This window comes from Faecalibacterium sp. Marseille-Q4896, assembly GCF_017377615.1.
Lineage (GTDB): Bacteria > Bacillota > Clostridia > Oscillospirales > Ruminococcaceae > Faecalibacterium > Faecalibacterium taiwanense.
Genome location: NZ_JAFREG010000003.1, coordinates 295,989 through 320,994 on the forward strand (window position 1 = coordinate 295,989; position 25,006 = coordinate 320,994).

The following is a 25,006-nucleotide window of genomic DNA, read 5'->3' on the forward strand; positions in this document are numbered from 1 at the left end:
GTTGCACAGGTTTTTCTCTGTGCTTCTGTATAAATCAACAATCAAAATCCAAACTGTTATAAGGAGAACCTACCATGAAAGCACGTATTCCTAAGCACCGCGAGTTCATCATCAACTTCCCCGACAGCATCGACCAGAACAAGGCCAACGAGGGCTGGGCAAAGCTGCAGCAGATCGTTGAGGACTACAAGAAGGCCCACAATGGCGCTTCTGTCTACGCCCCCACCTTCATCGAGGACTGCGAGGCCGAGGTGAAGAAGCTGCAGGAAGAGTACGGCTTCGAGTACACAGTTGAATACGTTCAGTAATTTCTGATATTTAAAATCCCCTCTGTGCATCTGCGCAGGGGGGATTTGCTGTTTGGGGAACCGCTTTTCCCTACGGTGCGCTTCCCCGCAAAAATACAGCCCCGGCAGACTGCATGGTCTGTCGGGGCTGTGCTTTTCTGTCCGGGTCACTTTTCCACTTTACTCAGCAGGATGCGGTCGTTGTCCAGATTCTTGCCTGCGTTCTCGCGGAACTTTTCAAGCAGGTCGTCCACAGTCATCCGGCTGCGTTTCTCGCCCTTCACGTCAAAGACGATGCGGCCGGAATCCATCATCAGGGTGCGGTTGCCCAGCTCCAGTGCCTGATGCATGTTGTGGGTGACCATCAGGCAGGTGATCTTCTTTTCAGCCACGATGCTCTTGGTCAGCTCCAGTACCTTTTCGGCGGTGGCGGGGTCCAGCGCTGCGGTGTGCTCGTCCAGCAGCAGCAGCTTGGGGGTGACGAGGGTGGCCATGAGCAGGGTCAGCGCCTGCCGCTGGCCGCCGGAAAGCAGTCCCACCGGCTGCTTCATGCGGTCCTCAAGGCCCATATCCAGCAGCGCCAGCTTTTCGCGGAACACTTCCTTGTCCTTGCGGGAGATGCGGGAGAAGATGGCGTGGGGCGCGGTGCCGGCACGCAGATAGGCCAGTGCAAGGTTTTCCTCAATGGTCATGTTGGGTGCCGTGCCCTTGAGCGGGTCCTGAAACAGGTGGCCGATGACCTTGCTGCGCTGGTGCTCCGGCGCAAAGGTGATATCCTGTCCGCCCAGCAGGATGCTGCCCTCATCCGCGATGAAGCCGCCGGTGATGGCGTTGAACAGGGTGGATTTGCCCGCGCCGTTGGAGCCCACGATGGTGGCAAAGTCCCCGGCTTCCATGTGCAGGCTGACACCGTTCAGGGCCACTTTTTCATTGACCGTGCCGGGGTTGAAAGTCTTGTGCAGATCGTTCAGCTGAAGCATTTCCATCTTACTTTCCCTCCTTGCCGGTGGTCACGCGGCGGCGGCAGGCCCCATGCTTGCGCTGCTCAAAGGCGATTTTTTCCTTGATGGCCGGCATCGAAATGGCGATGGCCACGATGATGGCGGACACCAGCTTCATGGCGGCGGCAGGCACATTGAAGCGCAGGGCCACAGCCACGATAAAACGGTACAGGCAGCTGCCGAACACCACGCCGATGATCCGGCGCAGCATGGTGCGCTTACCAAGCAGAGTCTCGCCGATGATGAGGGAAGCCAGTGCGATGGTCACCATGCCGGTGCCCACATTGATATCGCAGCTCTTCTGATACTGTGCCAGCAGGCCGCCGGAGAGGGCGCACAATGCGCCGGAAATGCACAGGCCCACCGTGATGGTGAAAGCCGGGTTAATGCTGGAAGCACGCACCATGGCAGCGTTGTCACCGGTGGCGCGGATGGACAGGCCTAGCCGGGTGCCCAGAAAGCCCAGCATCGCCGCACCGGCAAGCAGGATCATGGCCAGCGCGATGGCCAGCTTATACCAGCCGCCAAGGAAGCTCAGTGAGCCCTTTGCCAGCGAGAAAACAGTGTCGGTCTTGACCAGCGACATGGTGGAGGAAAAGCCCATCACGGCCAGATTGATGGTGTAAAGGCCGGTGTTGACGATGATGCCTGCCATGATGCTCTCCACCCCAAGGCGGGTCTGCAGAAAAGCCGTAACAAAGCCGGAGCACACACCTGCCGCCATGGCTGCGAACAGGGCCAGAATGGGGTGGCCGGTCAGTGCTACCTGACAGGCCACGGCGCAGCCCAGCGTGAAGCAGCCGTCAGTGGAAAGGTCTGCGATGTTCAGGATGGAATAGCTCAGGAACAGTGCCAGCGCCACCAGGGCATAGATACAGCCCAGTTCCAGCGCCGTCTGTAGGACGTTGAGCGAAAAGATACTCGCCAGCATGTGTGTGCTCCTTTTATGTTTCTTTTTGATTGGACGATTTAAAATGGCCTCCGCTTTTGCTCTGGCCATAATTTAAGGAATCAGTTTTTATTTCGGAATACCGGAGCGTCTGCGGACGCTCCGGTATTCCATTTTCACGGGAAGGGTCGTGACGGAAAGCAGGCTCGCCCTCTCCGTCACCTACGGTGACACCTCTCCCAAAGGGAGAGGCCTTGGCAGAAAGATGAACTTTACGTGGACTGCCAAAGGCTCCCACTTTGGGGGAGCTGGCAAATCCGTAGGATTTGACTGAGAGGGCGAGCCTGCTAACCACGAAGATACCGGACTTATTTAATTTAGCTTCTTGTGATGCGGTGCACTGTGGGCAGCAAAACACTTCCTCAGAACCGCCAAAAGCTCCCCCCTTCGGGGGAGCTGGCAAAACCGTCAGGTTTTGACTGAGAGGGTACTTTTTTAAGAGAAGTTCTCTGCGGTGGTCACTTCCACGATCTCGGTGCAGTAGGGCTTGAAGGCCTCCTTCACGGTGTCGAGGTCAAGGCCCAGCGCTTCGCATGTCTCGGTGTTGATGGTGACGATACCGTTATCAAAGGTCTGGTAGGGCAGGTCTGCGGTAGTCTTGCCCTCGCACAGCAGCTCTGCCACCATATCGGCAGTGGCTTCGCCCAGCTGGACGTAATCCACGCCGTAGCCCACAAAGGCCCCGTTCAGTGCAAAGCTGTCGGCACCGGTGTAGTGCTGCACGCCTGCCTCGGTAAAGGTCTCGTAGATGGACAGCTCTGCGGTCATCACGGTGTTATCGGTGGGGGTGAACACGGCCTTGACACCGGCGGCGATCAGAGCCTCAGCCGCCATCTGCACCTCAGCGGTGGTGGTGCCGTTCTTCTCAATGTACTTGATGCCGTTGGCATCACAGAAAGCCTTGGCATCGGCAATGGCCTGGGTGGAGGCATCCTGACTCAGGTCGTACAGCAGGCCGATGGTGTCAATATCCGGGTTGACAGCGGTGATCAGCTTCATGATGGCCTCGGTGTTCAGTGCGTCGGAGGTGCCGGTGATGTTCTCCTCGCCGTCAAAGCCTGCAGCAGCGGGGTCGGTGACAGCAGAGTAGACAACGGGGATATCAGTATCCTCCACAGCGGCCAGCATGGTTGCGGCGGTGGGGGTAGCCACAGCCACGATCACATCCACGCCGTCCCCTACGAGGTCGGCACCGATCTGGTTCAGGTTGGACTGGTCAGCCTGTGCATTTGCGTAGTAGTCGGCGTAGTCGAAGGTAACGCCCTTCTCTGCCCCCAGCTCATCCAGACGGCTCTCCACAGATTCCACGATCTGGTTGAGGGAAGCATGATCCACATAGTTGACGATGCCAACCTTGAAGGTCTGGCCACCCTCGGCTGCTGCGGAAGCGGCAGCGGAAGAAGCGGTGGAAGATGCAGCCACGGTGCTGGAAGCGGAGCCGCCGCAGCCGGTGAATGCCAGTGCAGAAACGGCGGAAGCAGCCATAGCGGCCTTGAGGAAGCTGCGGCGGGAGATCATGGTAACGTTTTTCATAACAGTAAACTCCTTTCCCGGAGCGGGCGGCAAAAGTAAAAGACCCGCTCCCCTTGCGGGACGGGTCTTACAAATAAAAACGACCCTGTCCCTGTGTGTTATCCACAAGGACAGGATCGGTAAAGTTCGATTCTGCGGTGCCACCTTGCTTGCCCTGCTTTGCAAACTGCAGAGCCTCTCACGGAGAGCCAACACTCCCCTGTCCTGTAACGGAGACTTCCGTCCAAAGCTACTAAGGCTTGCTACCCGTTTGCCCGGCCCTCGGCGGCCCACGAAGCTCTGCCCCGCTCTCGCCCGTTTTCACTGTCCGGGCTCACTGAAGATGCGCTGTGCAGGTTCTCTTCCGCCTCATCGGTTTGATTGCATTATACACTTTATTGGCATAAAGTCAAGAGGAAATTTCAAAAATTTCTTTTTTCTACAGCACAAAGTCATTCTTCCGTGCATCAGGCCCGCTTTGTGCGGCGCTTGCGCCAGACGAAGTACGCCGTGTACGCCAGCCATACCACAATGCCGCCCAAAGTCAGCGCACGGCTCAGCCGGATGCCGTCGGGCTGGTAGACAAAATCGATGCTGTTTTCACCTGCCGGGCACAGCACAGCCATCAATCCCTCATCCACCTCCACAATGTCGGCCTCCTGCCCGTTGACATAGGCCGTAAAGCCGTCATCGTAAGGCACGGAGAAGAACACGAGGTTCTCTTTTTCCAGCGTGATCTCGGCGTGGAAGCCCGAATTGTTCATCTGGAACACACTGGCAGCCGTGGCGCGGCGCTCGCGGCAGTCCTGCACGTAGGACTCATAGTACAGCTCCTCCCGTCTGCCTTCCGGCAGATGGGTGAGGTACTTGCCGTAGACTGCAGCATCCTCGTCGGTAAGCACCAGTGCACGCATCAGGAGGTTTGCGCGGGTGGCCTTGGCTGTTTCTTCGTACTCGGTCTGGGTGAGGTAATAGTCATAGGCAAAGCCCATGGGCACGTAGTTCGTGTTGCGGTAGACCGCATAGCCGTCCTTTGCAAAGGCATATTCCCAGCCGTCGTCGGCTTCGTTTTCAAAGTCGGTCTGCTTTTCCGGCGTGGTGATAAGGTACTCCACACTCAAAAGGCCCCGCAGTGCATAATTGGAAAGCTCCGGCTCACTGCGCACATCCCGCTTGACCCCCAGCGCCGGGTAGAAGCTGAGGATACTGGGGGCCGCCGTGCTGCCAAAATACTGCAGGCAGCTCTTATCCAGCCACATACCGATGTTGTCGTGGATCTTGTAAGTGTCGATGCGGTAATCGCCTTCGGGCAGGTCGTTTTTCAACAGCAGGGCGTTGGTGTCCTGCTTCACAAGGTCGCTGTCGGTATACCACTGGCCAAACTTGCCAATGCCGATGTGCACCACGCTGAACAGGAAGGCAAACGCCAGCACTGCCGCCGTCAGGCGCTGGGCAAAGCGGCTGTCGCCCCGCCACTTCTGGCAGAGATAGCGGTACAACAGCAGGCCCAGCATGCCAAAGCCCAGCACCGCACAGTACTGACCGGGGTTCTTGAGCACGCCGAACGACCAGCTGCCGGTGTCGCTGTCCTGCACCGGCACCACCGCAAAGGCCACCGTGGCGATCATCAGCCAGCTGATGCCGCGGGCCGGGCTGTCCAGATCGGTGTTGTGGTCTTCCAGCGCGTTCACGGTCATTGCGGCCAGCACCAGCACCGGCATATAGTACCAGCGCGCATAGTAGCTGGAATTGAGGGCGTAGAACGCACTGTTCAGGATGGGCACCAGTGCGAACACGGCGCAGGTGCCCACGATGCGCTTTTTACTGTCGCCGCACTTTGCTTTCCAGTAGGCCACGGCACCGGCCAGACTGCACAGCGGCAGATAGGCCGACATGCTGGTCCATTTGATCACGCCCTCCGACCAGATGGATGTGAGGTAGGGAGAATCCGGCGGCATGATCCAGCTGACGAGAATTGCAAGGTACTGCTGCACCTTGCTGTAGGTCAGAAAGCCCCAGCCGGAGGAAAGGTCGATGGTGCGCGGGTTCTGCAAAATGGAGAGCACCGCAGGCACCAGCAGGATGCTGCCCATGGCAACGCCCAGCAGGCTTTCAAAGGCCAGCAGCCCGAACTTTTTTGCAGTGAGACGGAAGTCCCTTGTGCTGAGCTTGCAGATGAAGTAGATGGCCAGAAATACCACCTGACCGATGAAAAAGAAGTAGTTGTTGACAAGGTTCACCGCCACCCAGAACGCAAACCAGCTGCGGCGGTCGTTGTAAAGGGCCTCGTCCAGCGACCACAGCAGATACGGGAACAGCGCCACCACATCTACAAAGTGGTTGAAGAACACATTGTATACCGTAAAGCCGGAGAAGGTATACAGGCAGGCTCCCAGCACGGCGTAGTCGATATTTTTGACGTAGCGGCGCAGATACAGGTACGCACCGCCGCCCGCCACGGCAAACTTGAGCACCAGCAGCGGTACCATGAGGTAGGGCAGCCACCCCTGCGGGAAGAGCAGCGAGAACCAGAAGAACGGCGAGCCGTACAGGTAGAACGAATAGGCGTTCATCACGCCGCTGCCAAGGTCGGTAGCCCATGAGAAGGTATTGTGCACCGAGGTGAACGCACTGTCCGGGTAGCCTGCGCCCTTGATAAAGCCGTTCATATAGCGGTAAAAGCTGATCTGCTGGCTGTTGAAATCGCCTGCATAGTGGAAAAAGCCGCCGTCGATGATATAAAACGGCAGAAAGAACAGGGCCGCCGTGAGGGCACACAGGCCCACCGTCAGCCAGAATTTATCCTTTTTTTGTCCCAGCAGCTGCGGCTGCCGGGCAGTACCAGACCGCTCCATGGTTTCCTCTTTTCTCTGCCAAAGCGGCAGAAAGTTGGTTTGTTCTAGTATAGCACGAACACTGCGCAGAAAAAAGGGCTTGACAACGCTCTGCCGGACAGGTATGTTGGAGAAAAAAGGAGGAAGCTGCCATGCTGTACCCGTTCAGCGCCCTGCTGGCGCGCATGAAATATATTACCCGCTGGAGCCTGATGCACTCCACCCGGGCCGAATCTCTCAGCGAGCACACCTGCGATACCGCCCTGCTGGCCCACATGCTTTGCCTGATCGCACGGCGGTACACCGGCACGCCCTGCCGCCCCAAAACGGTAGCAGTGGCGGCGCTGTACCACGACGCGCCGGAGATCATTACCGGCGACATGCCCACACCGGTCAAGTACAGCAGCCCCACCCTGCGGGATGCCTACAAGGCGTTGGAAACTGAGAGCGTGCGCTGCATGACCGGCCTTCTGCCGGACGAGTTGAGCGAAGAGCTGTCCCCGTTCATCTCCGGGGAACTGCTCACCGCCGAGGAAAAGCGCCTGCTGAAGGCCGCCGACCGGCTGAGCGCCCTCATCAAATGCACGGAGGAGCAGCGCAGCGGCAACCACGAGTTTGACGCGGCGCTGGCCCAGCAGAAAGCGGCCCTGCAGGCCATGCACTGCCCGGAAGCCGACTGGTTCATAGAGCACTGTCTGCCCTGTTACACCCAGAATCTGGATGAGCTGACCCGGCAGCAGTAATATTCCCCTTACGGAAACGGCACCTCGCGCACGTCGTCCGGGTCGATGCCCGCTTTGCGCTGCTCTTCAAAAACAGCATCGATCAGCTCGTCCAGATCTTCCAGATGGGTCAGGGTGCAGCAGTAGCGGCGCAGATTGGCCGCACCTTTCAGCCCCTTCATATAGTGCATGGTCTGAGAGCGGGCCTGCGGCATGGCGACGAACTCGCCCTTCTGCTCCACCATCTCCTCCACCTGACGGCGCAGCGCATTCATGCGGGCCTGCAGGTTGGGTGCCTTGGGTGCGGGCAAGCCTTCAATGGCGGCGTTCACCCGCTCAAAGAGCCACGGGTCGCCCAGCGCGCCCCGGGCGATCATCACGCCGTCACAGCCGGTGGCCTGCATCATCTCCACTGCATCCTCTGCCGAGTGGATGTCGCCGTTGCCCAGCACCGGCACTCTGACGGCATCCTTCACCCGGGCAATGATCTCCGGGTCGATGCCGGGGGTGTACATCTGCTCCCGGGTACGGGCATGCACCGCAATGAGGGCTGCGCCGGCCTGCTCACAGGCCTTGGCACACTCCACTGCAGTGATGTGGTCGGCATCCCAGCCCTTGCGCATTTTCACGGTGACAGGCCGTTTTGTATTTGCCACAACCTGCTCCACGATGCGCCCGCAGCGGTCCGGGTCCAGCATCAGCTTGCTGCCTGCGCCGCCGGACACGATCTTGGGGGCCGGGCAGCCCATGTTGATATCCACAAAGTCGAACTCGTACTGTTCGATGGCGGCGGTGGCTTCGCCCATGATCTCGGGCACTTCGCCAAAGATCTGCACGCCATAGGGTGCACCGTTGGGTTCGGCCTTGAGCAGGCTCACCGTCTTGTGGTCGCCGTACACCAGCGCCCGGCTGGACACCATTTCGCTCACAGTAAAGCCTGCACCGTGCTGGGCCATCAGGCGGCGGCAGGGTGCATCCGTAAAGCCCGCCATCGGGCCGAACACCGCCCGGTGCGGCAGGATGATATTGCCGATTTTCAAAGGTTCCATTGGTTGTTCCTCGCTGTTATCGAAAAAAGCTCCCCCGCAGGGGAGCCAGATTTTTGGGGTACGAACCCTCTCAGTCACGGCTTGCGCCGTGCCAGCTCCCCCGAAAGGGGGAGCCTTTTCATCTGCCCGAAACAGGCTTCTTGCGGGTGAAGAAATCGTTTATCTTCATAGCGCATAAAGCTCGCCCTTCGGGAGAGCTGGCAAAACCGTAAGGTTTTGACTGAGAGGGTTTTTGCATGTTACATCTTCTCCGGCACGTTGATCTTGAACATGGTCAGCACGTTGAAGATGGCATTCTTCACGCCAATGCACAGGGCCAGACGTGCCTGCTGCACAGCGGGGTCTGCGCCCTGAATGCGGCAGCTGCCGTAGAAGCGGTGGAAGGCGCTGGCCAGATCAATGACAAAACGGTTGATGCGGCTGGGGTCGTACTTCTCGGCCGCCATGACGATCTCCTGCGGGAAGGCTGCCAGCATCCGGATCAGATCCATCTCGGAAGGCTCGGTGAGCAGGGTGGCATCCACCTTCTCGGCACCGGCAAACTGCACGCCCTCGCTCTCCATCTTTTTCAGGATGGAGCAGATGCGGGCATGGGCATACTGCACATAGTACACCGGGTTATCGTTGTCGGTCTTGACAGCCTGATCGAGGTCAAAATCGATGCCGCTACCTGCGTCGTGCATATTGAACAGGAAGCGTGCGCTGTCGATGGGCACCTCTTCCAGCAGGTCGGTCAGAGTGATGGCATTGCCGGTGCGCTTGGACATCCGCACAGGCTGGCCGTCGCGCATCAGGTTGACCATCTGCATCAGCACAACGTCCAGATCTTCGCCGTTCAGGCCGATGGCATCCATGGCACCCTTCATGCGGGCCACATGGCCGTGATGGTCTGCACCCCAGACATCGATGGCCTTGGCAAAGCCGCGGGTGGCCAGCTTGTTGTAGTGGTAGGCGATATCGGCGGCAAAGTAGGTAGGGATGCCGTTGGCGCGGACGAGCACTTCGTCCTTGGCTTCCTCCTCGGTTCCGTCCTCGGTCTTTTTCTTGTTCACCGTGCCGTACTTGGCAGCGTACTGGGCGCTGCGGTACATGATGGCACCGTCTTCCGCCTTATAGCATGCGCCCAGCTCCAGCAGCTTATCCACCACGGCCTTCACCGCGCCGGACTCGTGCAGGGTGCTCTCATGGAACCACACATCGTAGTCGATGCGGTACTTGCCCAGATCGCGCTTGAGGGCAGCAATGTTCTTGGGCAGAGCGTAGGCCACCAGTGCGTCCTTCAGGGCAGCAAAAGCCTCGCTCTCGAACAGAGTCTCCTCATCCATTCCCTTGCAAGCGGCAACGTACTTGTCGCCGTTCAGCTCGGCAAACTCACCGGCCAGCACCTTGATGTCGCCGCCCTGATAGCACTCGGCGGGCAGCGGATAGGCTTCCTCGCCGCAGTACTTCTGCAGGTAGCGCACGGCAAGGCTCTTGCCGAACTTCTGGATTTGGTTGCCGGCATCGTTGATATAGAACTCACGGGTCACATCATAGCCGGACCAGTCCAGCACAGCGGACAGACAGTCGCCCAGAGCGCCGCCGCGGGCGTTGCCCATGTGCATGGGACCGGTGGGGTTGGCGGAAACAAATTCCACATTGTACTTGGCGCCCTTGCCGTGATCGGTGCGGCCATACTCCTTGTTGGAGCAGGCACCCAGCACCACACTGGCCCAGAAGGACGGAGCCAAAAACAGGTTGATGAAGCCGGGGCCAGCCACTTCCACCTTGGCAAACACACTGTTCTCGATGGAGGGCAGATGTGCCAGCAGCGCATCCGCGATCATCTTGGGAGCCTTACGCCAGCTGCGTGCACCGGCCATGGCGATGTTGGAGGCGATATCGCCGTTCTTGGTATCGGCGGGGATCTCCACGATGAAGGCGGGCAGCTCAGCTTCCGGCAGAGCACCATCGGCCATGGCGGCCTTGGCGGCAGCGGTCAGCAGAGCGCGTGCCTCGTCCAGCGCAGCCTGACGGGGGTTATAGTTCTGGTAGGTCTTTTCAAATTCAGTCATTGGTCTGGTTCCTTTCACAGTCTGGGAAATATCTCAGTTTACGTGGGTCACGGTCACTTCAAGGCGGTTGCGGCTCACAAGCTCGGCGCTGTTGGCATCCAGCAGGTAGCCGAACTTTGCGGTGCCGCCCTTCTCGGTCAGGCCGCACTCGATCTCGTCGGCGGTCACGCCCAGCGTCATGGAGCCGTAGCCTGTCTCGTAGTGGCAGAGGTTGCGCTTGCCTTTTTCGATCAGCAGCTGGGTACCGGCCCCGCCGCCCTTGCCAAACCGCAGCATCGCCACGCGGCTTCCGTCGGCGGCAATTTTCAGGGTGGTGGTGCAGCCCTCGTAGCCGGTGGTCTCGGTCTCTTTATAGGTAATGTAGTAGCTGCCGCCCTTCTGCACGAACTGGCCGCGGGTCATCAGCTCCACAAACTCTTCCTTTTCTTCCTGCTCCACAGGCTCTTTCACATGCTGCTCAATGCGGCTCTTGATGCGGATGATATAATCTTCCTTCAGCGGTTTGCTCACGTTTTTCTGTCCTTATCAATATTTATCAATGGCGATCTGATCCACCGGGCCGCCCTTGTACTCGCCCAGGAACAGGTCTGCCGTCTGCACAAAGCTGTCCGGCACATCGCTCACGTAGAAGTGCGCCTGACCCTCGTGCTCCTGTGCAGCGCGCAGGCCGCGCTCGGAGAGCATCTGTTCCAGATGGTGGGCGGCGGTCTTGGCCGGATCCACCAGCGTCACGCTCTGGCCCATGAACTCGCCGATCATGGTCTTGAGCAGCGGGTAGTGGGTGCAGCCCAAAATCAGGGTGTCCACACCGGCCTCACGCACCTCGGTCAGATACTGAGCGATCACCAGCTTCGTCACCTGCTGTCGGCTCTCCTCGCTGTGGTCCACGTAACCGGCCTCCACCAGCGGCACGAACAGCGGGCAGGCCTGCGCGGTAATCTCTACCCCCGGCACCAGCTGACGCAGCAGCTTTTCGTAGCTGCGGGAGCGGATGGTGGCAGCGGTGCCGATCACGCCGATGCGGCGGTTGCGGGTAGCAAAGGCTGCTTCCCGGGCGGCAGCATCCACCACACCCAGATAGGGCACCGGCAGCTTTGCCGCTTCTGCAGCCGGGTAGGTACTGGACACGGTGCCGCAGGCCGCCATGATGCACTTTACATTTTTAGAAAGCAGGAATGCCACGTCCTGACGGGCATACTGCAGGATGGTCTCCGGGCTGCGGCTGCCATAGGGCACGCGGCCGGTATCGCCAAAATAGATGATCTCCTCGTGGGGCAGGCGCTTGCGCAGCTCCCGCACACCGGTCAGGCCGCCAAGGCCGCTGTCGAATACGCCGATCGGGCGGTTATCCATGCTGCTTTTCCTTCCTTTCCAGCGCCAGCGCGATCAGCCGGTCGATGAGCTGCGGCACCGGCAGGCCCTCGTGCTCCATCAGCTTGGGGTACATGCTGATGGACGTGAAGCCCGGGAAGGTGTTGATCTCGTTGATCAGCACCCGGCCAGTACCCTTTTCCACAAAGAAATCGCAGCGGGCAAGGCCCTCGCAGTTCAGGGCAGTGTAGGCCATGGCAGCGTAGGTCTTCACCTCGTCCAGCTTTGCTTCCGGCAGGTGAGCCGGGATGACGGTCTGGCTCACGCCGTTCTTGTACTTGTCGTCGTAGGTATAGAACTCGGCACCGGCAAGGATCTCGCCCGGACGGGTAGCCACGGCGGGGTCGGAGCCGATCACGGCGCACTCCACTTCCTGTCCGTCCACAAAGGCTTCAAACACCACCTTGCGGTCGTTTTCCAGTGCAAGGTCGATGGCCTTTTTCAGCTCGTCACGGCTGGACACCTTGGAGATGCCCACGCTGGAACCGGCGTTTGCGGGCTTGACGAACACGGGCCAGCCCAGCTTCTTTTCCACGCCCTCGCACACGCCTTCCAGATCGGACTCGATCTCCCAGCGGTCGGCAGCCAGCCATCTGGTGTGGGGCACACCGTTGGCCTCGAACAGAGCATTGGCCACGGCTTTGTCCATGCACACCGCGCTTGCCAGCACGCCGCAGCCCACGTAGGGGATGCCGGCCAGCTCCAGCAGGCCCTGCACCGTGCCATCCTCGCCCCACAGGCCATGGAGCACCGGGATGACCACATCCACATGCACTTTTTCCACATGGCCTTCCGGGGTGAACAGGATCATGCCGTGGTCGGCGCGGTCCGGACTGATGACGCAGGCCATGTTGCCTGCCAGCTCTTCCCAGCTGCCATCGGCCATCTGGGCGGCCGTGGCCTCGGTGTACAGCCAGCGGCCCTCCTTGGTGATGCCCACAGTGAGCACCTCATATTTTTCACGGTCAATGTTGTTGACGAAGTTGCCCACAGAAACGCGGCTGACCTCGTGCTCACTGGACATACCGCCGAACAGCAGCACAACGCACATTTTTTCAGACTGCATGATAACTCTCTCCTATTTATAAAGCCCAAGACCTGGGTGGGATATAACCGGTAAAAATGCCGTTCTGGCTTATTATACAATATCTATGCGCGCGATGCAAGCAGAATGCCAAAAAGCTGCCGGTGGGTAAAAGAGATATTTTTCAAAAAAACTTTCCAAAAATCGAAGGTTTCCGCTTGACGGATGGAAAAGTGCGTGGTACAATGATATCACCTCTTTTGCGGGGTTATTAAGTGCGCCTGTTTTACAGGTACCACCCGCAACCCGAGGGAGGTTCAAAACAACCGTTATAATGGAGGTGTCAACAAATGACCGTTAAAATCACTCTGGCCTGCACCGAGTGCAAGCAGCGCAACTACAACACCACGAAGAACAAGAAGAACAACCCCGATCGTCTCGAGATGAAGAAGTATTGCCGTTTCTGCAAGAAGCACACCGTTCATCGCGAAACCAAGTAAGAAAGGCGGACGCATCATGGCAGACAAAACCGAGAACAAGCCGGGCTTTGTGGCCAGAGCAAAGGCCGCTGTGAAGAACTTCTTTGGCAAGTGTGCCAAGTTCTTCCGCGACACCAAGAGCGAGCTGAAGAAGGTGGTGTGGCCGTCCAAAGAGGACGTTAAGACCAACACCATCGTCGTGCTCGTGACCGTCGCCATCGCAGCGGTCGTGATGATCCTGCTGGATGCCATCTTCGGCGGCATCCTGGGCTTGATCATCGGCGCCTGAGAATCATCTTGAAACGGAGGGCAGACCAAAATGGAAGAACAATCCAATGAGGCACTTTGGTATGTAGTGCATACCTATTCCGGCTATGAGAACAAGGTCGCGAACGACCTGCAGACCATGGTGGAGAACCGTCATCTGCAGGATCTGATCTGCGATATCAAGGTTCCCGTCGAGATGGTTCCCGAAATTGACAAGAACGGCAAGCAGAAGATGGTGGAGCACAAGCTCTTCCCCGGCTACGTTCTGGTCAAAATGGTGATGAACGACGATACCTGGTACGTGGTGCGCAATACGCGCGGCTGCACCGGCTTCGTCGGCCCCGCATCCAAGCCCGTTCCCCTCTCTGCTGAAGAAGTAGAGAAGATGGGCGTGGAAAAGGCTGCACCTCTGGCCGTCGACTTCAACGTCGGCGACACCGTGCAGATCACCGCCGGTCCTCTGGAAGGCTTTATGGGCCTTGTGGAGGAGATCGATACCGAGAACTTCAAAGTGAAGCTCAAGGTCAACATGTTCGGCCGCGAGACCCCCGCAGAGGTGGAGATCGGTCAGGTCGAGCTGCCGTAATCAACCGGCACAAATCGTTTACCAAGGTAAGACCGCAGTGCGGTTCTTATAGAGCGTGTGCACTGTGCACATGCTCGTGGGAGGCACGGAGACACCGTGCCGCAACTCACCACAGATTTTTGGAGGTGCATTTATTATGGCACAGAAAGTTACTGGCTACATTAAGCTGCAGATCGAGGCCGGCAAGGCAACTCCGGCTCCCCCTGTTGGCCCTGCTCTGGGTCAGAAGGGTGTCAACATCATGGCATTCACCAAGGAGTTCAACGAGCGTACCAAGAACCAGATGGGTTATGTGATCCCCGTCGTCATCACTGTGTATGCTGACCGCTCCTTCAGCTTCATCACCAAGACTCCTCCGGCAGCCGTTCTGATCAAGAAGGCAGCTGGCATCAACACCGCTTCCGGCAAGCCCAACAAGGAAAAGGTCGCTTCCCTGACCGCCGCTCAGGTGGAAGAGATCGCCAAGACCAAGATGCCCGACCTGAACGCTGCTTCTCTGGAAGCTGCATGCAGCATGGTTCGCGGCACCTGCCGTTCCATGGGTGTCACCGTCGAGGGCTGAGACATAAACAGTGGGAGGGCATAAAACTGCCCGCATGACCACACAGGAGGATATACAATGAAACATGGCAAGCACTATGTCGACGCTGCAAAGCTGGTCGATTCTACTAAGGCATATGATGTGAACGAGGCTCTGGAGCTGGCTTGCAAGACCGCTTCTGCCAAGTTCGACGAGACCGTTGAGCTGCACGTCCGTCTGGGCGTTGACGGCCGTCACGCTGACCAGCAGGTCCGCGGCGCTGTCGTTCTGCCCAACGGCACCGGCAAGACCGTCCGCGTCTGCGCAATCGCCAAGGGTCCCGCAGCTGCCGCTGCTGAGGCTGCTGGCGCTGATATCGTCGGTGATGACGAGCTGATCGCAAAGATCGCCGGCGGCTTCATGGATTTCGACGTTGTCGTGACCACTCCCGATATGATGGGCCGCGTTGGCCGTCTCGGTAAGGTCCTGGGCCCCCGCGGCCTGATGCCGAACCCCAAGGCCGGCACCGTTGCTCCCGACCTGGGCAAGGCTGTTTCCGAGGCCAAGGCTGGTAAGATCGAGTACCGTCTGGACAAGCAGAACATCATCCATGTGCCCGTGGGCAAGGCTTCTTTCGGTGCAGAGAAGCTGTACACCAACCTGGACACTGTGATGGAGGCTATTGCCAAGGCAAAGCCCGCTGCAGCAAAGGGTACCTACTTCAAGAGCGCTACCATCGCCACCACCATGGGCCCTGGCATCCGTCTGAACACCCTGAAGTACGGTGTCTGATTTGAAGTTCTGATCGTTTTTCTGCCGTTCGTATGGGCGGCAGAAAAATTTTGTCAGAAAATTTCAAAAAAGACTTGACAACTCCGCACGTCTGCGGTAAAATAATCATGCTGTTTTTGAGACAGCAGGTACTGGAGTCCAGTGTAAGGCTATGCCGCCTGCCGAGAAACGTGCGTAAAGTTGTTTTATGCCTCTTTCTCGACCAAGTGCGGGAAAGAGGCTTTTTTCATACTTGCTCCGGTTTTCGATACAAGTTTTTGAAACGAGGTGAAACCGAATGCCCAGTGCAAAGATTCTTTCTGAAAAGCAGGCTTATGTCGCTGATCTGAAGGCAAAGTTTGAGAGTGCGGTTTCCGGCTGCGTCGTCGCTTACGGCGGCATTAACGTCGAGAACGACACCAAGCTCCGTAAGGAGCTGCGTGAGGCAGGCGTCGATTACATGGTCGTGAAGAACACCATGCTGCGTCTGGCTGTCAAGGGTACCTCTCTGGAGGGCCTGGCTGAGCAGTTCAAGGGCGATACTGCTATCGCTTTTGCTCACGAAGCGGATCCCATGTCCGCTGCCCGCATCCTGTGCAAGTATCAGGATGGCGATAAGTCCAAGAAGTTCGTCGTGAAGGCTGGCTTCATGGAAGGCAAGGTCATGGACGCTGCCGAGACCAACGCAATCGCAAAGCTGCCCAACCGCGAAGGCATGCTGTCCATGTTCGCAGGCGCCCTCACCAGCACTCTGTCTGGTCTGGCCGTTGCAATGCAGGCTTATGCCGACAAGCAGGAGGAGCCTGCAGCCTGATTGCTGCATGACCGCTGCTTAAACAAAACAAGAAACTAACAAACAAAACCATTGATATTGGAGGGTTACTACTATGGCTTCTGAGAAGATTACTGCCATCATCGACTCCGTTAAGGAGCTGTCCGTTCTGGAGCTGAAGGAACTGATCGACGCTTACTGCGAAGAGTTCGGTGTTTCCGCTGTTGCTGCTGCTGCTCCCGCTGCTGCTGGCGCTGCTGCTGCCGCTGAGGAAGAGAAGACTGAGTTCGACGTCATCCTGGCTGAGGCTGGCGCTACCAAGATGCAGGTCATCAAGCTGGTGAAGGAGATCACCGGTCTGGGCCTGAAGGAAGCTAAGGCTATCGTCGATGGCGCTCCCAAGGCTGTCAAGGAGAAGGTCTCCAAGGCTGAGGCTGAGGACATCCAGAAGAAGCTGACCGAGGCTGGCGCTAAGGTCGAGGTCAAGTAATTGAACCTCTTCTGAGAGTCGTTCATTCTTGAACAATGAGGTGTCCGTACCGAAAGGTGCGGGCATCTTTTTTTGTTTGATGATTGGAATGCCCTCCGCTGCGCTCTAGGCATGTTTAGATGAATTATTATTTTTAATTTGTGTTCAGAAAATGTCTGCGGACATTTTCTGAACACTTTTTCACAGGAGGGGCGGTAAAGGCAAGTGGCATCTGTGCGGTAGGAAAATGCATTTGACGCTACGACTCTATGGTGAAAAAACAGCTCCGAAACGACCGCAGTCGTTTCGGAGCTGCAAATATGATTTCCGCTGTTTATGCCCAGAGCGAAGCGGAGGGCATTTTAAATCGTCATCGTCGTATCTTTTCTGCATTCAAAAACTATGCTATACTGTTCTCAACAGGAGGAACGGCAGAGCCTTCACCCCCCTCTGCCGCAAAAAAAGAGTTTATGGAACACCGCAACTGGAACAAAAACAACATCCGCACTTCCCTTTTGGGTTACGGCTGTATGCGTTTTCCCACCAAAGCCGACGGCACCATTGACGAAGAGCGCGCCGAAGCTTTGCTGAACACCGCTAAGGCCGCCGGTGTCAACTACTTCGATACTGCCTATCCCTATCACAACGGCCAGAGTGAGCCGTTTGTGGGCCGCGTGATCGCCAAATGGGACCGCAGCAGCTTTTATCTTGCCACCAAAATGCCGCTGTGGAAATGCAAAAGCCTGGACGATGCCAAGCGCATTTTTGAAGAGCAACTGCAGCGGCTGGGCGTGGACTACATCGACTTCTACCTGCTGCACTCCCTGCACAAGGCCCGGTACGAAAAGGCAAAAGCCATGGGCCTTGTGGACTGGCTGTGGCAGCAGAAGGCCGCAGGACGCATCCGGAACTTTGGGTTTTCCTGCCATGACAACTCTGCCGGATTTGAGTATATTCTGCGCGACCAGCCGTGGGATTTCTGCCAGCTGCAATACAATTATCTGGACCGGGACGACCGTGCCGAGGAGATCAGCGGTGACCGGGGCTATCAGCTGACCGAAGAATGCGGCGTACCGCTTATCATCATGGAGCCCATCAAGGGCGGCACGCTGGCATCCCTGCCTGCAGACGCCGCCGCACCGCTGCACGCCCTGCGTCCGGATGCCACCGATGCCTCTTGGGCACTGCGCTGGGTGGGCAGCCACAAAAACGTGCATGTGATCCTCTCCGGCATGAGTGCTGAGGATCAGCTGACCGACAACCTTGCCACCTTTGACCATTTTGAACCGCTTTCCCCCGCCGAGAATGCCGCTGTGGAAAGCGTAGCCAACGAGCTGCACCGCCGCATCAAGATCGGCTGCACCGGCTGCCGGTACTGTATGCCCTGCCCCATGGGGGTGGACATCCCGGACAATTTCAGCATCTGGAACAAGCTGGGCATGTTCGGGCAGAAGGATGCCATCAAAGCCCAGTGGACCACCTGCTTCCCGGACAGCGAAAAGGCCCTGCACTGTGTGCGCTGTGGTAAGTGCGAAGCCGTCTGCCCGCAGAAGCTGCCCATCCGCGATTCTCTGGCACAACTGCAAAAGGAGCTGGACGCACTGTAACTCCTTCCGTCATCGCTGCGCGATGCCACCTCCCTCAAAGAGGGAGGCCTTAAGGCCCCATCTCTGAGGGGGCTGTCGCCGCAGGCGGCTGGGGGAGTTTCATAACAAAAAAGACCGTCACACGTTTTTCGTGCAACGGTCTTTTTTATGCAGTTCTTACCACAGCCGGATGACCTTGATCACGCTTTCAGCCTTATCGCGGGCCAGCTCCAGATGGTGCTGCAGGGAATCTGCAGCACTGTCCCAGTTGTCGGCCAGAGCGGCATCCAAAATTTCCAGATGTTCGTCACAGGTCTGCTCCTGATTGATCATGCTCACCTTGCCGGTCATGATGCGGAAGCGGGTGTTCAGACCGGTGATGCGGTCATACGCCGAACGCAGGTACTTGTTGGGCAAAGTGCTCATGAGCAGTTCGTGGAACTCATCGTCCGACTCGCAGAAGTCGTTGATGCTGTCCGGGTGATGCATCAACTCGGCAAATGTCTCCAGCTGTTCCCGCGGGATGCCGCTGCCATAAGTACGCAGGGCGTAAGGCTCCACCAGCAGGCGCATCTCGAACATGCTGTGCACGTCCTCCTCGGTGATGCCGGAAACCATCAGGCCCTTCTTGGGCAGAATGGTGATCAGGCCTTCCTGCTCCAAACGGCCAAGAGCATCCCGCATGGGGGTGCGGCTGATGTTGCCCATCTCGGCACAAAGCTTCTGCTCGTTCAAAAACTCGTTGGGCCGGTACTCGCAGTTCAGGATCTTGGTCTTAAGGTACTGGTATGCCTGCAGCTTCAGGCTCGGTTTGGTCTGCGACTCCATTTCTTTCATGTTCTGCACAACTCCTATTCCCTTTTCCCTTGCAAAGGAAAAGGTTCTTCTCCTATAATACTCTGGGGCGCATGCTTTCTAACTTCAAAGCATCTTGTATTCTTGCTGCAATCCAAGTAGTATTCCAGTTCTATTATTTCATAATAGGGCAATTATTACAATACTTTTTTGTGAACTTTGGCGCGTTTTATGTTTTATCTAATTTTTATATCCCATTTTTGCCAAAATCAACAAGTTTTTTTGTGCTTGTAGCCAATACCGCTTCTTTTGGCCCGGTTCTTTTGCATCCAATGCAAAAATATGCTACAATGTAAAAAATATTGAAAAGGGTGTGGATCTCTCTTATGGCACGAAGCGACGGCTACAATACCAAGACCCGTCAACTGATTTTAGATTATCTCATCAACAACCGGCAGCACGCGGTGAGTGCTTCCAACATTCTGGAGCATCTGGAAGAGCAGGGCGCAAGCCCCAACCCCACCACGGTGTACCGCTATCTGGACAAGCTGGCCGGGGAGCAGCGCATCATGAAATACGTTGCCGACAAGGGCGAAAAAGCCGTGTTCCAGTACGTGGACGAGGGCCGCCACTGCCGGGAGCATCTGCACCTCAAATGCGTACAGTGCGGGCGCATCTATCATCTGGACTGCCACTTCATGGACGAGGTGCGCTCCCACCTGATGGCAGAGCATGGCTTTACCCTGCAGTGCGAGGGCAGCGTTCTGTATGGTTTGTGCCGCCACTGCGCCCAAAAAGAGGAACAGTCCGACTCTGATGGTCAAACCGCACAAAAATGCGCCTGCTGTGTTGACACGGACAAAAAGCCGTGATACAATGCATGCAAGAAAAAGCGTTGACCGGGAAAAGTAAGGTTTCAATGTCCTCTTTCAGAGAGTGCGGGTAGGTGGAAGCCGCGCAGAGAGCGAAACCCGAACGAACACCCGCAAGCTTCACCCTGAACCTGTTTGTGCAGCAGTAGGGGCCGACGTGCGCCGCTCGTTATCGCGGCAGTGCTTTCAACGGGGAGAGCGCACAAAAGTGACTGGCATGGTTTTATGCCGGTAATTTAGGTGGCACCACGGATACGGCAGCATATTCGTCCTAGCGATTGGGATGAATGAGCTGCCGTATTTTTTATTTAAAAAGAGGGGTAAGAAATATGTGTTGTGTTATGGGCTATACCGGGCACGATCTGAGTGCCGCCAAATTCAAGGAATACCTGCTGCGCACGGTCATGCGCGGCCCGGACGACCAACGTGTGGTGGAAGGGCCTTTTGGTCTGATGGGCTTTGGCCGTCTAGCCATCATGGGCCTGACGCCGGAAGGCATGCAGCCCTTCTACCGCGGTGCCGACTGTGTGGTGTGCAACGGCGAGCTGTACGGCTTCCGCTTTGAGAAAGAGATCCTCAAGCGCCGCGGCTACAAGTTCCAGTCCGACTGCGACTGCGAGATCCTGCTGCCGCTGTACTATGAGTACGGTCTGGATATGTTCCGCCACATGGACTCCGAGTTCGCGCTTATCATGTACGATTCCCGCAAGGACCGGCTCATCGCCGCCCGCGACCCCATCGGCATCCGTCCGCTGTTCTACGGCTACTCCAAGTCCAGCCACCAGATCGCATTCGCCTCCGAGATGCAGAACCTCATTGGCTGGTGCGACGACATCCGGCCCTTCCCCATTGGCAGCTACTACTGCGATGGCCGCTTCGTCCGCTATGAGGACATTGCCGATGTGCCCGCCCCCATGCAGGACGACATGGACACCGTGCTGCGGAACATCCGCGAAAAGCTGATCGCAGGCGTAGAGAAGCGTCTGGACGCAGATGCCCCTGTGGGCTTCCTGCTCTCCGGCGGTCTGGATTCCTCGCTGGTGTGCTCCATTGCCACCAAGAAGCTTGGCAAACCCATCCGCACCTTTGCCATTGGCATGGACACCGATGCCATTGATCTGAAATATGCGCGCCAGACCGCAGAATATCTGGGCAGCGAGCACCACGAGATCATCATCAACCGGGATATGGTCATCAACAGTCTGGAAGAGGTCATCCGCCTGCTGGGCACCTGGGACATCACCACCATCCGCGCCAGCATGGGCATGTACCTGCTGTGCAAGGCCATCCACGAGCAGACCGATGTCCGGGTGCTGCTGACCGGCGAGATTTCCGATGAGCTGTTCGGCTACAAGTACACCGACTACGCCCCCACCGCCGATGCCTTCCAGCAGGAGAGCCAGAAGCGCATCCGTGAGCTGTACATGTACGATGTGCTGCGCGCCGACCGCTGCATCTCCTCCAACAGCATCGAGGCCCGCGTGCCCTTTGGGGATCTGGATTTTGTGCGTTACGTCATGGCCATTGACCCGGAAAAGAAGCTGAACAGCTACGGCAAGGGCAAGTATCTGCTGCGCAAGGCCTTTGAGGGCGATTGGCTGCCGCCGGAGATCCTGTGGCGCGAAAAGGCCGCCTTCTCGGATGCTGTAGGCCACAGCATGGTGGACGATATCAAAGAGTATGCCGAAAGCCTTTACACCGACGAGGAGTTCCAGCTGCGCCGGGCAAACTATTCGGCCCACTGCATGCCGTTCACCAAGGAAAGCCTGTTCTACCGCGAAATTTTTGAGAAGTACTACCACGACCAGAGCCGCACCATCGTGGGCTTCTGGATGCCCAACAAGGCATGGCCGAACTGCAACGTCAACGACCCCTCTGCCCGTGTGCTGGCAAACTACGGTGCTTCCGGCGTGTAATGCCAGACCATTTTGAATGCGCTCCGCTTTGCTTTGCGCATGAATAGCGGAAAGAATATTCTATAATTTGTAGATCGGGAAAATCTGCGGATTTTCCCGATCTACTTTTTCACGAGAGGGAACCCTCTCCGTCATCACTACGCGGCAATGGGAGACGGGACATCTCCAGTCAAAGCCGCAAGGACGAAAACGGCTTGTCCTTCGCAAGCGTCCTCGCCCTCTCCGTCACCTGCGGTGACACCTCTCCCAAAGGGAGAGGCTCTGGCGAAGCTGGAAACTTCGCAGTTGAGCTGGAAACCTTGCCGCCATGCCAAGGGCTCTCCCTTTGGGAGAGCTGCCGAGCGGAGCGAGGCTGAGAGGGCTAGCTCTTCCCCCGCTGCGCCGCCGCTTCCATAGGAAGCAGGCGCGGCATCCGCCCCTTGCCGTCCAAGCTCCATCTGTGAAAATGCAATGCCGGGCGGTCCGCAGACCGCCCGGCACTGCTCTATTAAAATTATTTTTCCGCTATTCATGCCCAAAGCGCACGCGGCGGACATTCTAAATTGTTGTGTTACATCCTGATTTTTTGTGCCGCGCGTGCAATGGACGCAAGCAGAGCCACCAGCCGCTTTTCGTCCATCTGGCCGCAGTAGCTGGTGAAGGTGTAGTAGCAGCCCTGCACGCAGAAGGAAAGCACGATCTTACGTACCACGTCGGCATCAAACGAGGGGTCGCTCTCCGAGATGCATTTGCTCATTGCAGCTTCCACGCGGTTGATGAACAGTCCCTGACGGGAGCCGGAAAACAGAATGCCGATCTCGGTCTGATTCCGGGTAAACGCCCGGAACATTTCCCGGGTCAGCCACTCGGTGCGCTCGCTTACATCACGGGCGGTCAACTGCGGCAGGCTTTCCACCACCACCTCCACCATTTCGTCCTCCATGGCGTTGGCCAGCGCATAGATATCCTGATAATGCGCATAAAAGGTGGACTTATTGATGCAGGCCAGATCGCACAGTTCCTTGACCTTGATCTTTTCCAGCGGTTTCTGCGCCCGCAGCTCCATGAATGCCTGCTTGATGGCACGCTCCGTTTTTTCAATGCGAATATCCAGAAAACCCACCTCTTTTGCTTTTTCGTTGATTATCCAACCATTTTCCTGTTTTGCGGATAGACAAGGCCCTCAGCCTTTTTTATACTGGGTCTGTCCCCATCCGCATCACTCCTTGCGGTACAGGATGCCTTTTTCTTCCAGCTCTTTTTTGATGCGCTCAAAGCTCCCGGCATCCGGGCAGTGCAGGGTGTGCAGATGCACGCCGCCGGTCATGCGGCTCAAAAGTGCTTCCGGCGTGTCCTTGGCCTGCTGGATGAAGTTGTCCACATCGTAGCGGCTGGCAAGGTTCAGGTTGCCGCGCAGCTCGCCATACAGGCTGTTCTCCACGGCCACATCCACCACGATGCCGCCCTGATCCACCACGGTGTACAGCTCGGTGCGCATCTCGTCCTCGGTGCTGTGCACGCAGGCCAGAATGGCGGTATAGCCTTTTTCCGCTGGGTGCAGCTGATAGCCCCGGGGCGTTGCATCGATCTGCGCACCGCCTGCCCGCAGCAGAGCCACATCCCCCACCACGATCTGGCGCGAGACCCCCAGCAAAGCCGCCAGTGCGCTGGCACTGACCGGTGCTTCGGCCCCGCTGAGCCGTTTCAGAATGGATTCTCTGCGCTGCGCTGCATTCATGGTTTTCAAAGCTTCCTTTCCGCTTTACGGTATTATGCTCTTATTGTAGCAAAAGACGGCGGATCATGCAAGAATGCGTTTACTTTTCCAGCTGCAGGATGGTAGCATAATTGGAGGGCAGCTGCACTTTCATGCGGCCCCACTCCATGCTGGTCAAAACGGGCTGTGCGCCCACCGTGTCGGCCAACAGGTCCTTTGCAGAGGATGCCTCCACCGGCAGCTGAAATTCCAGCTGTGCGGGACTGTCGCCGTTGTTCAGCACCACGACGCAGGCCTTTCCATCCAGCACCCGGGCAAAGGCATAGCACTGGGTGGTGAGCTGCAGCTCTTTCACCTCGCCGTCGGTCAGCTCCGGCAGCTCCGCCTTCAGTCTGCCCAGTGCGGCATACACGCTGGTGACAGGGTTGGTGGTCTCAGCGTCCCTGAAGTCGGAAAGTTCCAGGCAGGGGCGCAGCGGCCAATCGCTTCCCCACTCTTTTTTGCCTTCAATGCCAAATTCTGAGCCATAATAGATGGACGGAATGCCCCAAAGCGTATATACTAGAATTGCAATGTGGCGGATGTGCTCCCGGTTGCGCAGCTTGTTGGGCAGGCGCTCCACATCGTGGTTGTCCGAGAACAGATACAGCCGGGTATCGTGGCACAGGCCCTGCAGACGGCGCATGGTGTGGGCGATCTCGAAATAGTTGTGGTCGTTGTGGCCGCTCCACAGGCCCTTGTGCAGCTCGTAGTTGGTCACCGAGTGCAGCATCTCCGGGTTTGCCCAGCGGCTGTAATCGCCGTGGATCACCTCGCCCATGAGCCAGAACTCTGGCTTTACCTCGTTGGCAAGGCGGCGCAGACCGCGCATAAAGTCAAAGTCCAGCACATCGGCTGCGTCCAGACGGATGCCGTCAATGTCAAATTCATCCACCCAGAAGCGGATGGTATCGTAGTGGTAGTTCTGCACCTCCGGGTTGCGCTGGTTCAGCTTGACCAGCAGATTGAAGCCGCCCCAGTTTCCGTAGGAAAAGCCGTCGTTGTACTCGTTGTTGCCCCAGAAATTCACATCGCAGAACCAGTCCTTATAGCGGGCGTTCTCGCGGTTTGCCTTCAGGTCCTGAAACGCAAAGAAATCGCGGCCCACATGGTTGAACACGCCGTCCACGATCACCTTCTGGCCCCGGGCATGGCACCGGGCCACAAAGTCCTTGAACTCTGCGTTCGTGCCAAGGCGGCGGTCTACCAGCCGGTAATCGATGGTGTCGTAGCCATGGGAACCGCTCTCGAACAGCGGGCCGATATAAATGGCCGTGCAGCCGATGTCCGCTGCGTGCTCAGCCCATGCGTTCAGTTTATTAAACGCGCCGGGCACCGCCTGCCCATCGTTCTCGTGTGCACAGCCGCACAGCCCCAGAGGATAGATGTGATAAAATACCGCGTTGTCATACCAAGCCATTGTTCATACCGCTCC

Annotated in this window: 25 protein-coding genes and 1 other annotated feature; of the genes, 12 read left to right on the forward strand and 13 right to left on the reverse strand. The window is 57.5% G+C overall.

The genetic code is table 11. From position 1 onward, the window contains the following. Positions 1–74: 74 nt before the first annotated feature. Positions 75–308: a hypothetical protein gene (locus J3348_RS07635; RefSeq protein WP_005944505.1), complete on the forward strand. Its 234-nt coding sequence runs from the start codon at positions 75–77 to the stop codon at positions 306–308. A gap of 146 nt (positions 309–454) precedes the next feature. Here the strand turns inward: J3348_RS07635 and J3348_RS07640 are convergent, their stop codons facing one another. From J3348_RS07640 to J3348_RS07655, 4 genes are all read right to left on the reverse strand, one after another. Further along, positions 455–1,267: an ATP-binding cassette domain-containing protein gene (locus tag J3348_RS07640; RefSeq protein WP_347565375.1), complete on the reverse strand. Its 813-nt coding sequence runs from the start codon at positions 1,265–1,267 to the stop codon at positions 455–457. Between the two features lie 7 nt (positions 1,268–1,274). Next, complete coding sequence (locus J3348_RS07645) at positions 1,275–2,219, reverse strand: ABC transporter permease (RefSeq protein WP_005944507.1); 945 nt, start codon at positions 2,217–2,219, stop codon at positions 1,275–1,277. A gap of 453 nt (positions 2,220–2,672) precedes the next feature. Next, positions 2,673–3,770 (reverse strand): ABC transporter substrate-binding protein, encoded by a 1,098-nt coding sequence (locus J3348_RS07650; protein WP_097775189.1) that lies wholly within the window; start codon positions 3,768–3,770, stop codon positions 2,673–2,675. Positions 3,771–4,216: 446 nt separating this feature from the next. Beyond that, positions 4,217–6,604: a YfhO family protein gene (locus tag J3348_RS07655; RefSeq protein WP_207698690.1), complete on the reverse strand. Its 2,388-nt coding sequence runs from the start codon at positions 6,602–6,604 to the stop codon at positions 4,217–4,219. Between the two features lie 131 nt (positions 6,605–6,735). Here J3348_RS07655 and yfbR point away from each other — a divergent pair, with 131 nt between their 5' ends. After that, on the forward strand, positions 6,736–7,326 hold the full coding sequence (gene yfbR, locus J3348_RS07660) for a 5'-deoxynucleotidase (RefSeq protein WP_005944511.1): 591 nt from the start codon (positions 6,736–6,738) through the stop codon (positions 7,324–7,326). Between the two features lie 8 nt (positions 7,327–7,334). On the opposite strand, the gene dusB is transcribed toward yfbR, so the two are convergent. The 5 genes from dusB to J3348_RS07685 all read right to left on the reverse strand — a co-directional run bounded on the left by dusB (position 7,335) and on the right by J3348_RS07685 (position 12,845). Beyond that, complete coding sequence (gene dusB / locus J3348_RS07665) at positions 7,335–8,354, reverse strand: tRNA dihydrouridine synthase DusB (protein WP_044954051.1); 1,020 nt, start codon at positions 8,352–8,354, stop codon at positions 7,335–7,337. A gap of 239 nt (positions 8,355–8,593) precedes the next feature. Continuing rightward, entirely contained in the window at positions 8,594–10,408 is a 1,815-nt protein-coding gene (gene argS / locus J3348_RS07670) for an arginine--tRNA ligase (protein WP_207698691.1), read from the reverse strand. A gap of 33 nt (positions 10,409–10,441) precedes the next feature. After that, entirely contained in the window at positions 10,442–10,918 is a 477-nt protein-coding gene (locus J3348_RS07675; RefSeq protein ID WP_097775187.1) for a DUF1934 domain-containing protein, read from the reverse strand. Between the two features lie 15 nt (positions 10,919–10,933). Beyond that, on the reverse strand, positions 10,934–11,761 hold the full coding sequence (murI, locus tag J3348_RS07680) for a glutamate racemase (RefSeq protein ID WP_097775186.1): 828 nt from the start codon (positions 11,759–11,761) through the stop codon (positions 10,934–10,936). Then, on the reverse strand, positions 11,754–12,845 hold the full coding sequence (locus J3348_RS07685) for a D-alanine--D-alanine ligase family protein (protein WP_097775185.1): 1,092 nt from the start codon (positions 12,843–12,845) through the stop codon (positions 11,754–11,756). Before J3348_RS07685 ends, murI begins: the two co-directional genes overlap by 8 nt. A gap of 308 nt (positions 12,846–13,153) precedes the next feature. Between J3348_RS07685 and rpmG the strand changes: the two genes are divergently transcribed. From rpmG to J3348_RS07725, 8 genes are all read left to right on the forward strand, one after another. Then, positions 13,154–13,303, forward strand: a complete 150-nt coding sequence (rpmG, locus tag J3348_RS07690; protein ID WP_005920501.1) for a 50S ribosomal protein L33 — start codon at positions 13,154–13,156, stop codon at positions 13,301–13,303. 16 nt (positions 13,304–13,319) lie between these two features. Then, a complete protein-coding gene (secE, locus tag J3348_RS07695) occupies positions 13,320–13,571 on the forward strand; it encodes a preprotein translocase subunit SecE (RefSeq protein ID WP_097776462.1) in 252 nt (83 codons plus the stop codon). 30 nt (positions 13,572–13,601) lie between these two features. Next, entirely contained in the window at positions 13,602–14,135 is a 534-nt protein-coding gene (nusG, locus tag J3348_RS07700) for a transcription termination/antitermination protein NusG (RefSeq protein ID WP_005944521.1), read from the forward strand. A 136-nt stretch (positions 14,136–14,271) separates the two neighbouring features. After that, a complete protein-coding gene (gene rplK / locus J3348_RS07705; protein ID WP_005920496.1) occupies positions 14,272–14,697 on the forward strand; it encodes a 50S ribosomal protein L11 in 426 nt (141 codons plus the stop codon). 57 nt (positions 14,698–14,754) lie between these two features. Next, positions 14,755–15,447 (forward strand): 50S ribosomal protein L1, encoded by a 693-nt coding sequence (gene rplA, locus J3348_RS07710; protein WP_005920494.1) that lies wholly within the window; start codon positions 14,755–14,757, stop codon positions 15,445–15,447. Positions 15,448–15,724: 277 nt separating this feature from the next. Beyond that, positions 15,725–16,240 carry a 50S ribosomal protein L10 gene (rplJ, locus tag J3348_RS07715; RefSeq protein WP_005944524.1) on the forward strand — a complete coding sequence of 172 codons (516 nt, stop codon included), beginning with the start codon at positions 15,725–15,727 and terminating at the stop codon, positions 16,238–16,240. Between the two features lie 73 nt (positions 16,241–16,313). Further along, on the forward strand, positions 16,314–16,688 hold the full coding sequence (gene rplL / locus J3348_RS07720; RefSeq protein ID WP_005944525.1) for a 50S ribosomal protein L7/L12: 375 nt from the start codon (positions 16,314–16,316) through the stop codon (positions 16,686–16,688). A gap of 449 nt (positions 16,689–17,137) precedes the next feature. Further along, complete coding sequence (locus J3348_RS07725) at positions 17,138–18,274, forward strand: aldo/keto reductase (RefSeq protein WP_097775184.1); 1,137 nt, start codon at positions 17,138–17,140, stop codon at positions 18,272–18,274. A gap of 156 nt (positions 18,275–18,430) precedes the next feature. Here J3348_RS07725 and J3348_RS07730 read toward each other — a convergent pair whose 3' ends face one another. Next, on the reverse strand, positions 18,431–19,090 hold the full coding sequence (locus J3348_RS07730) for a GntR family transcriptional regulator (RefSeq protein WP_207698692.1): 660 nt from the start codon (positions 19,088–19,090) through the stop codon (positions 18,431–18,433). A gap of 344 nt (positions 19,091–19,434) precedes the next feature. Here J3348_RS07730 and J3348_RS07735 point away from each other — a divergent pair, with 344 nt between their 5' ends. Together J3348_RS07735 and asnB are read left to right on the forward strand one after the other, a co-directional pair. Then, positions 19,435–19,920, forward strand: a complete 486-nt coding sequence (locus tag J3348_RS07735; protein WP_207698693.1) for a transcriptional repressor — start codon at positions 19,435–19,437, stop codon at positions 19,918–19,920. Positions 19,921–19,934: 14 nt separating this feature from the next. Continuing rightward, positions 19,935–20,197, forward strand: a binding site (T-box leader). Positions 20,198–20,261: 64 nt separating this feature from the next. After that, positions 20,262–21,836 (forward strand): asparagine synthase B, encoded by a 1,575-nt coding sequence (gene asnB, locus J3348_RS07740; RefSeq protein ID WP_207698727.1) that lies wholly within the window; start codon positions 20,262–20,264, stop codon positions 21,834–21,836. Positions 21,837–22,386: 550 nt separating this feature from the next. On the opposite strand, the gene J3348_RS07745 is transcribed toward asnB, so the two are convergent. From J3348_RS07745 to J3348_RS07755, 3 genes are all read right to left on the reverse strand, one after another. After that, the gene (locus J3348_RS07745; RefSeq protein WP_097776457.1) at positions 22,387–22,938 is read right to left on the reverse strand and encodes a TetR family transcriptional regulator; all 552 of its coding nucleotides are present in this window, start codon (positions 22,936–22,938) and stop codon (positions 22,387–22,389) included. A 96-nt stretch (positions 22,939–23,034) separates the two neighbouring features. After that, complete coding sequence (locus J3348_RS07750; RefSeq protein WP_005944532.1) at positions 23,035–23,553, reverse strand: transcription repressor NadR; 519 nt, start codon at positions 23,551–23,553, stop codon at positions 23,035–23,037. Positions 23,554–23,632: 79 nt separating this feature from the next. Continuing rightward, the gene (locus J3348_RS07755) at positions 23,633–24,991 is read right to left on the reverse strand and encodes an alpha-amylase family glycosyl hydrolase (RefSeq protein ID WP_154255608.1); all 1,359 of its coding nucleotides are present in this window, start codon (positions 24,989–24,991) and stop codon (positions 23,633–23,635) included. Positions 24,992–25,006: the final 15 nt, after the last annotated feature.

Bases quoted from the DNA above. Each gene is read 5' to 3' on its own strand.
- J3348_RS07750 (WP_005944532.1), bottom strand. From the start codon at position 23,553: ATGAATGCAGCGCAGCGCAGAGAATCCATTCTGAAACGGCTCAGCGGG.
- J3348_RS07730 (WP_207698692.1), bottom strand. From the start codon at position 19,090: ATGAAAGAAATGGAGTCGCAGACCAAACCGAGCCTGAAGCTGCAGGCA.
- rplJ (WP_005944524.1), top strand. From the start codon at position 15,725: ATGCCCAGTGCAAAGATTCTTTCTGAAAAGCAGGCTTATGTCGCTGAT.
- nusG (WP_005944521.1), top strand. From the start codon at position 13,602: ATGGAAGAACAATCCAATGAGGCACTTTGGTATGTAGTGCATACCTAT.
- rpmG (WP_005920501.1), top strand. From the start codon at position 13,154: ATGACCGTTAAAATCACTCTGGCCTGCACCGAGTGCAAGCAGCGCAAC.
- rplL (WP_005944525.1), top strand. From the start codon at position 16,314: ATGGCTTCTGAGAAGATTACTGCCATCATCGACTCCGTTAAGGAGCTG.
- J3348_RS07650 (WP_097775189.1), bottom strand. From the start codon at position 3,770: ATGAAAAACGTTACCATGATCTCCCGCCGCAGCTTCCTCAAGGCCGCT.
- J3348_RS07655 (WP_207698690.1), bottom strand. From the start codon at position 6,604: ATGGAGCGGTCTGGTACTGCCCGGCAGCCGCAGCTGCTGGGACAAAAA.
- J3348_RS07685 (WP_097775185.1), bottom strand. From the start codon at position 12,845: ATGCAGTCTGAAAAAATGTGCGTTGTGCTGCTGTTCGGCGGTATGTCC.
- murI (WP_097775186.1), bottom strand. From the start codon at position 11,761: ATGGATAACCGCCCGATCGGCGTATTCGACAGCGGCCTTGGCGGCCTG.
- J3348_RS07640 (WP_347565375.1), bottom strand. From the start codon at position 1,267: ATGCTTCAGCTGAACGATCTGCACAAGACTTTCAACCCCGGCACGGTC.
- argS (WP_207698691.1), bottom strand. From the start codon at position 10,408: ATGACTGAATTTGAAAAGACCTACCAGAACTATAACCCCCGTCAGGCT.
- rplK (WP_005920496.1), top strand. From the start codon at position 14,272: ATGGCACAGAAAGTTACTGGCTACATTAAGCTGCAGATCGAGGCCGGC.
- J3348_RS07645 (WP_005944507.1), bottom strand. From the start codon at position 2,219: ATGCTGGCGAGTATCTTTTCGCTCAACGTCCTACAGACGGCGCTGGAA.
- secE (WP_097776462.1), top strand. From the start codon at position 13,320: ATGGCAGACAAAACCGAGAACAAGCCGGGCTTTGTGGCCAGAGCAAAG.
- dusB (WP_044954051.1), bottom strand. From the start codon at position 8,354: ATGGAACCTTTGAAAATCGGCAATATCATCCTGCCGCACCGGGCGGTG.
- J3348_RS07725 (WP_097775184.1), top strand. From the start codon at position 17,138: ATGGAACACCGCAACTGGAACAAAAACAACATCCGCACTTCCCTTTTG.
- J3348_RS07635 (WP_005944505.1), top strand. From the start codon at position 75: ATGAAAGCACGTATTCCTAAGCACCGCGAGTTCATCATCAACTTCCCC.
- rplA (WP_005920494.1), top strand. From the start codon at position 14,755: ATGAAACATGGCAAGCACTATGTCGACGCTGCAAAGCTGGTCGATTCT.
- J3348_RS07755 (WP_154255608.1), bottom strand. From the start codon at position 24,991: ATGGCTTGGTATGACAACGCGGTATTTTATCACATCTATCCTCTGGGG.
- J3348_RS07735 (WP_207698693.1), top strand. From the start codon at position 19,435: ATGGCACGAAGCGACGGCTACAATACCAAGACCCGTCAACTGATTTTA.
- yfbR (WP_005944511.1), top strand. From the start codon at position 6,736: ATGCTGTACCCGTTCAGCGCCCTGCTGGCGCGCATGAAATATATTACC.
- asnB (WP_207698727.1), top strand. From the start codon at position 20,262: ATGGGCTATACCGGGCACGATCTGAGTGCCGCCAAATTCAAGGAATAC.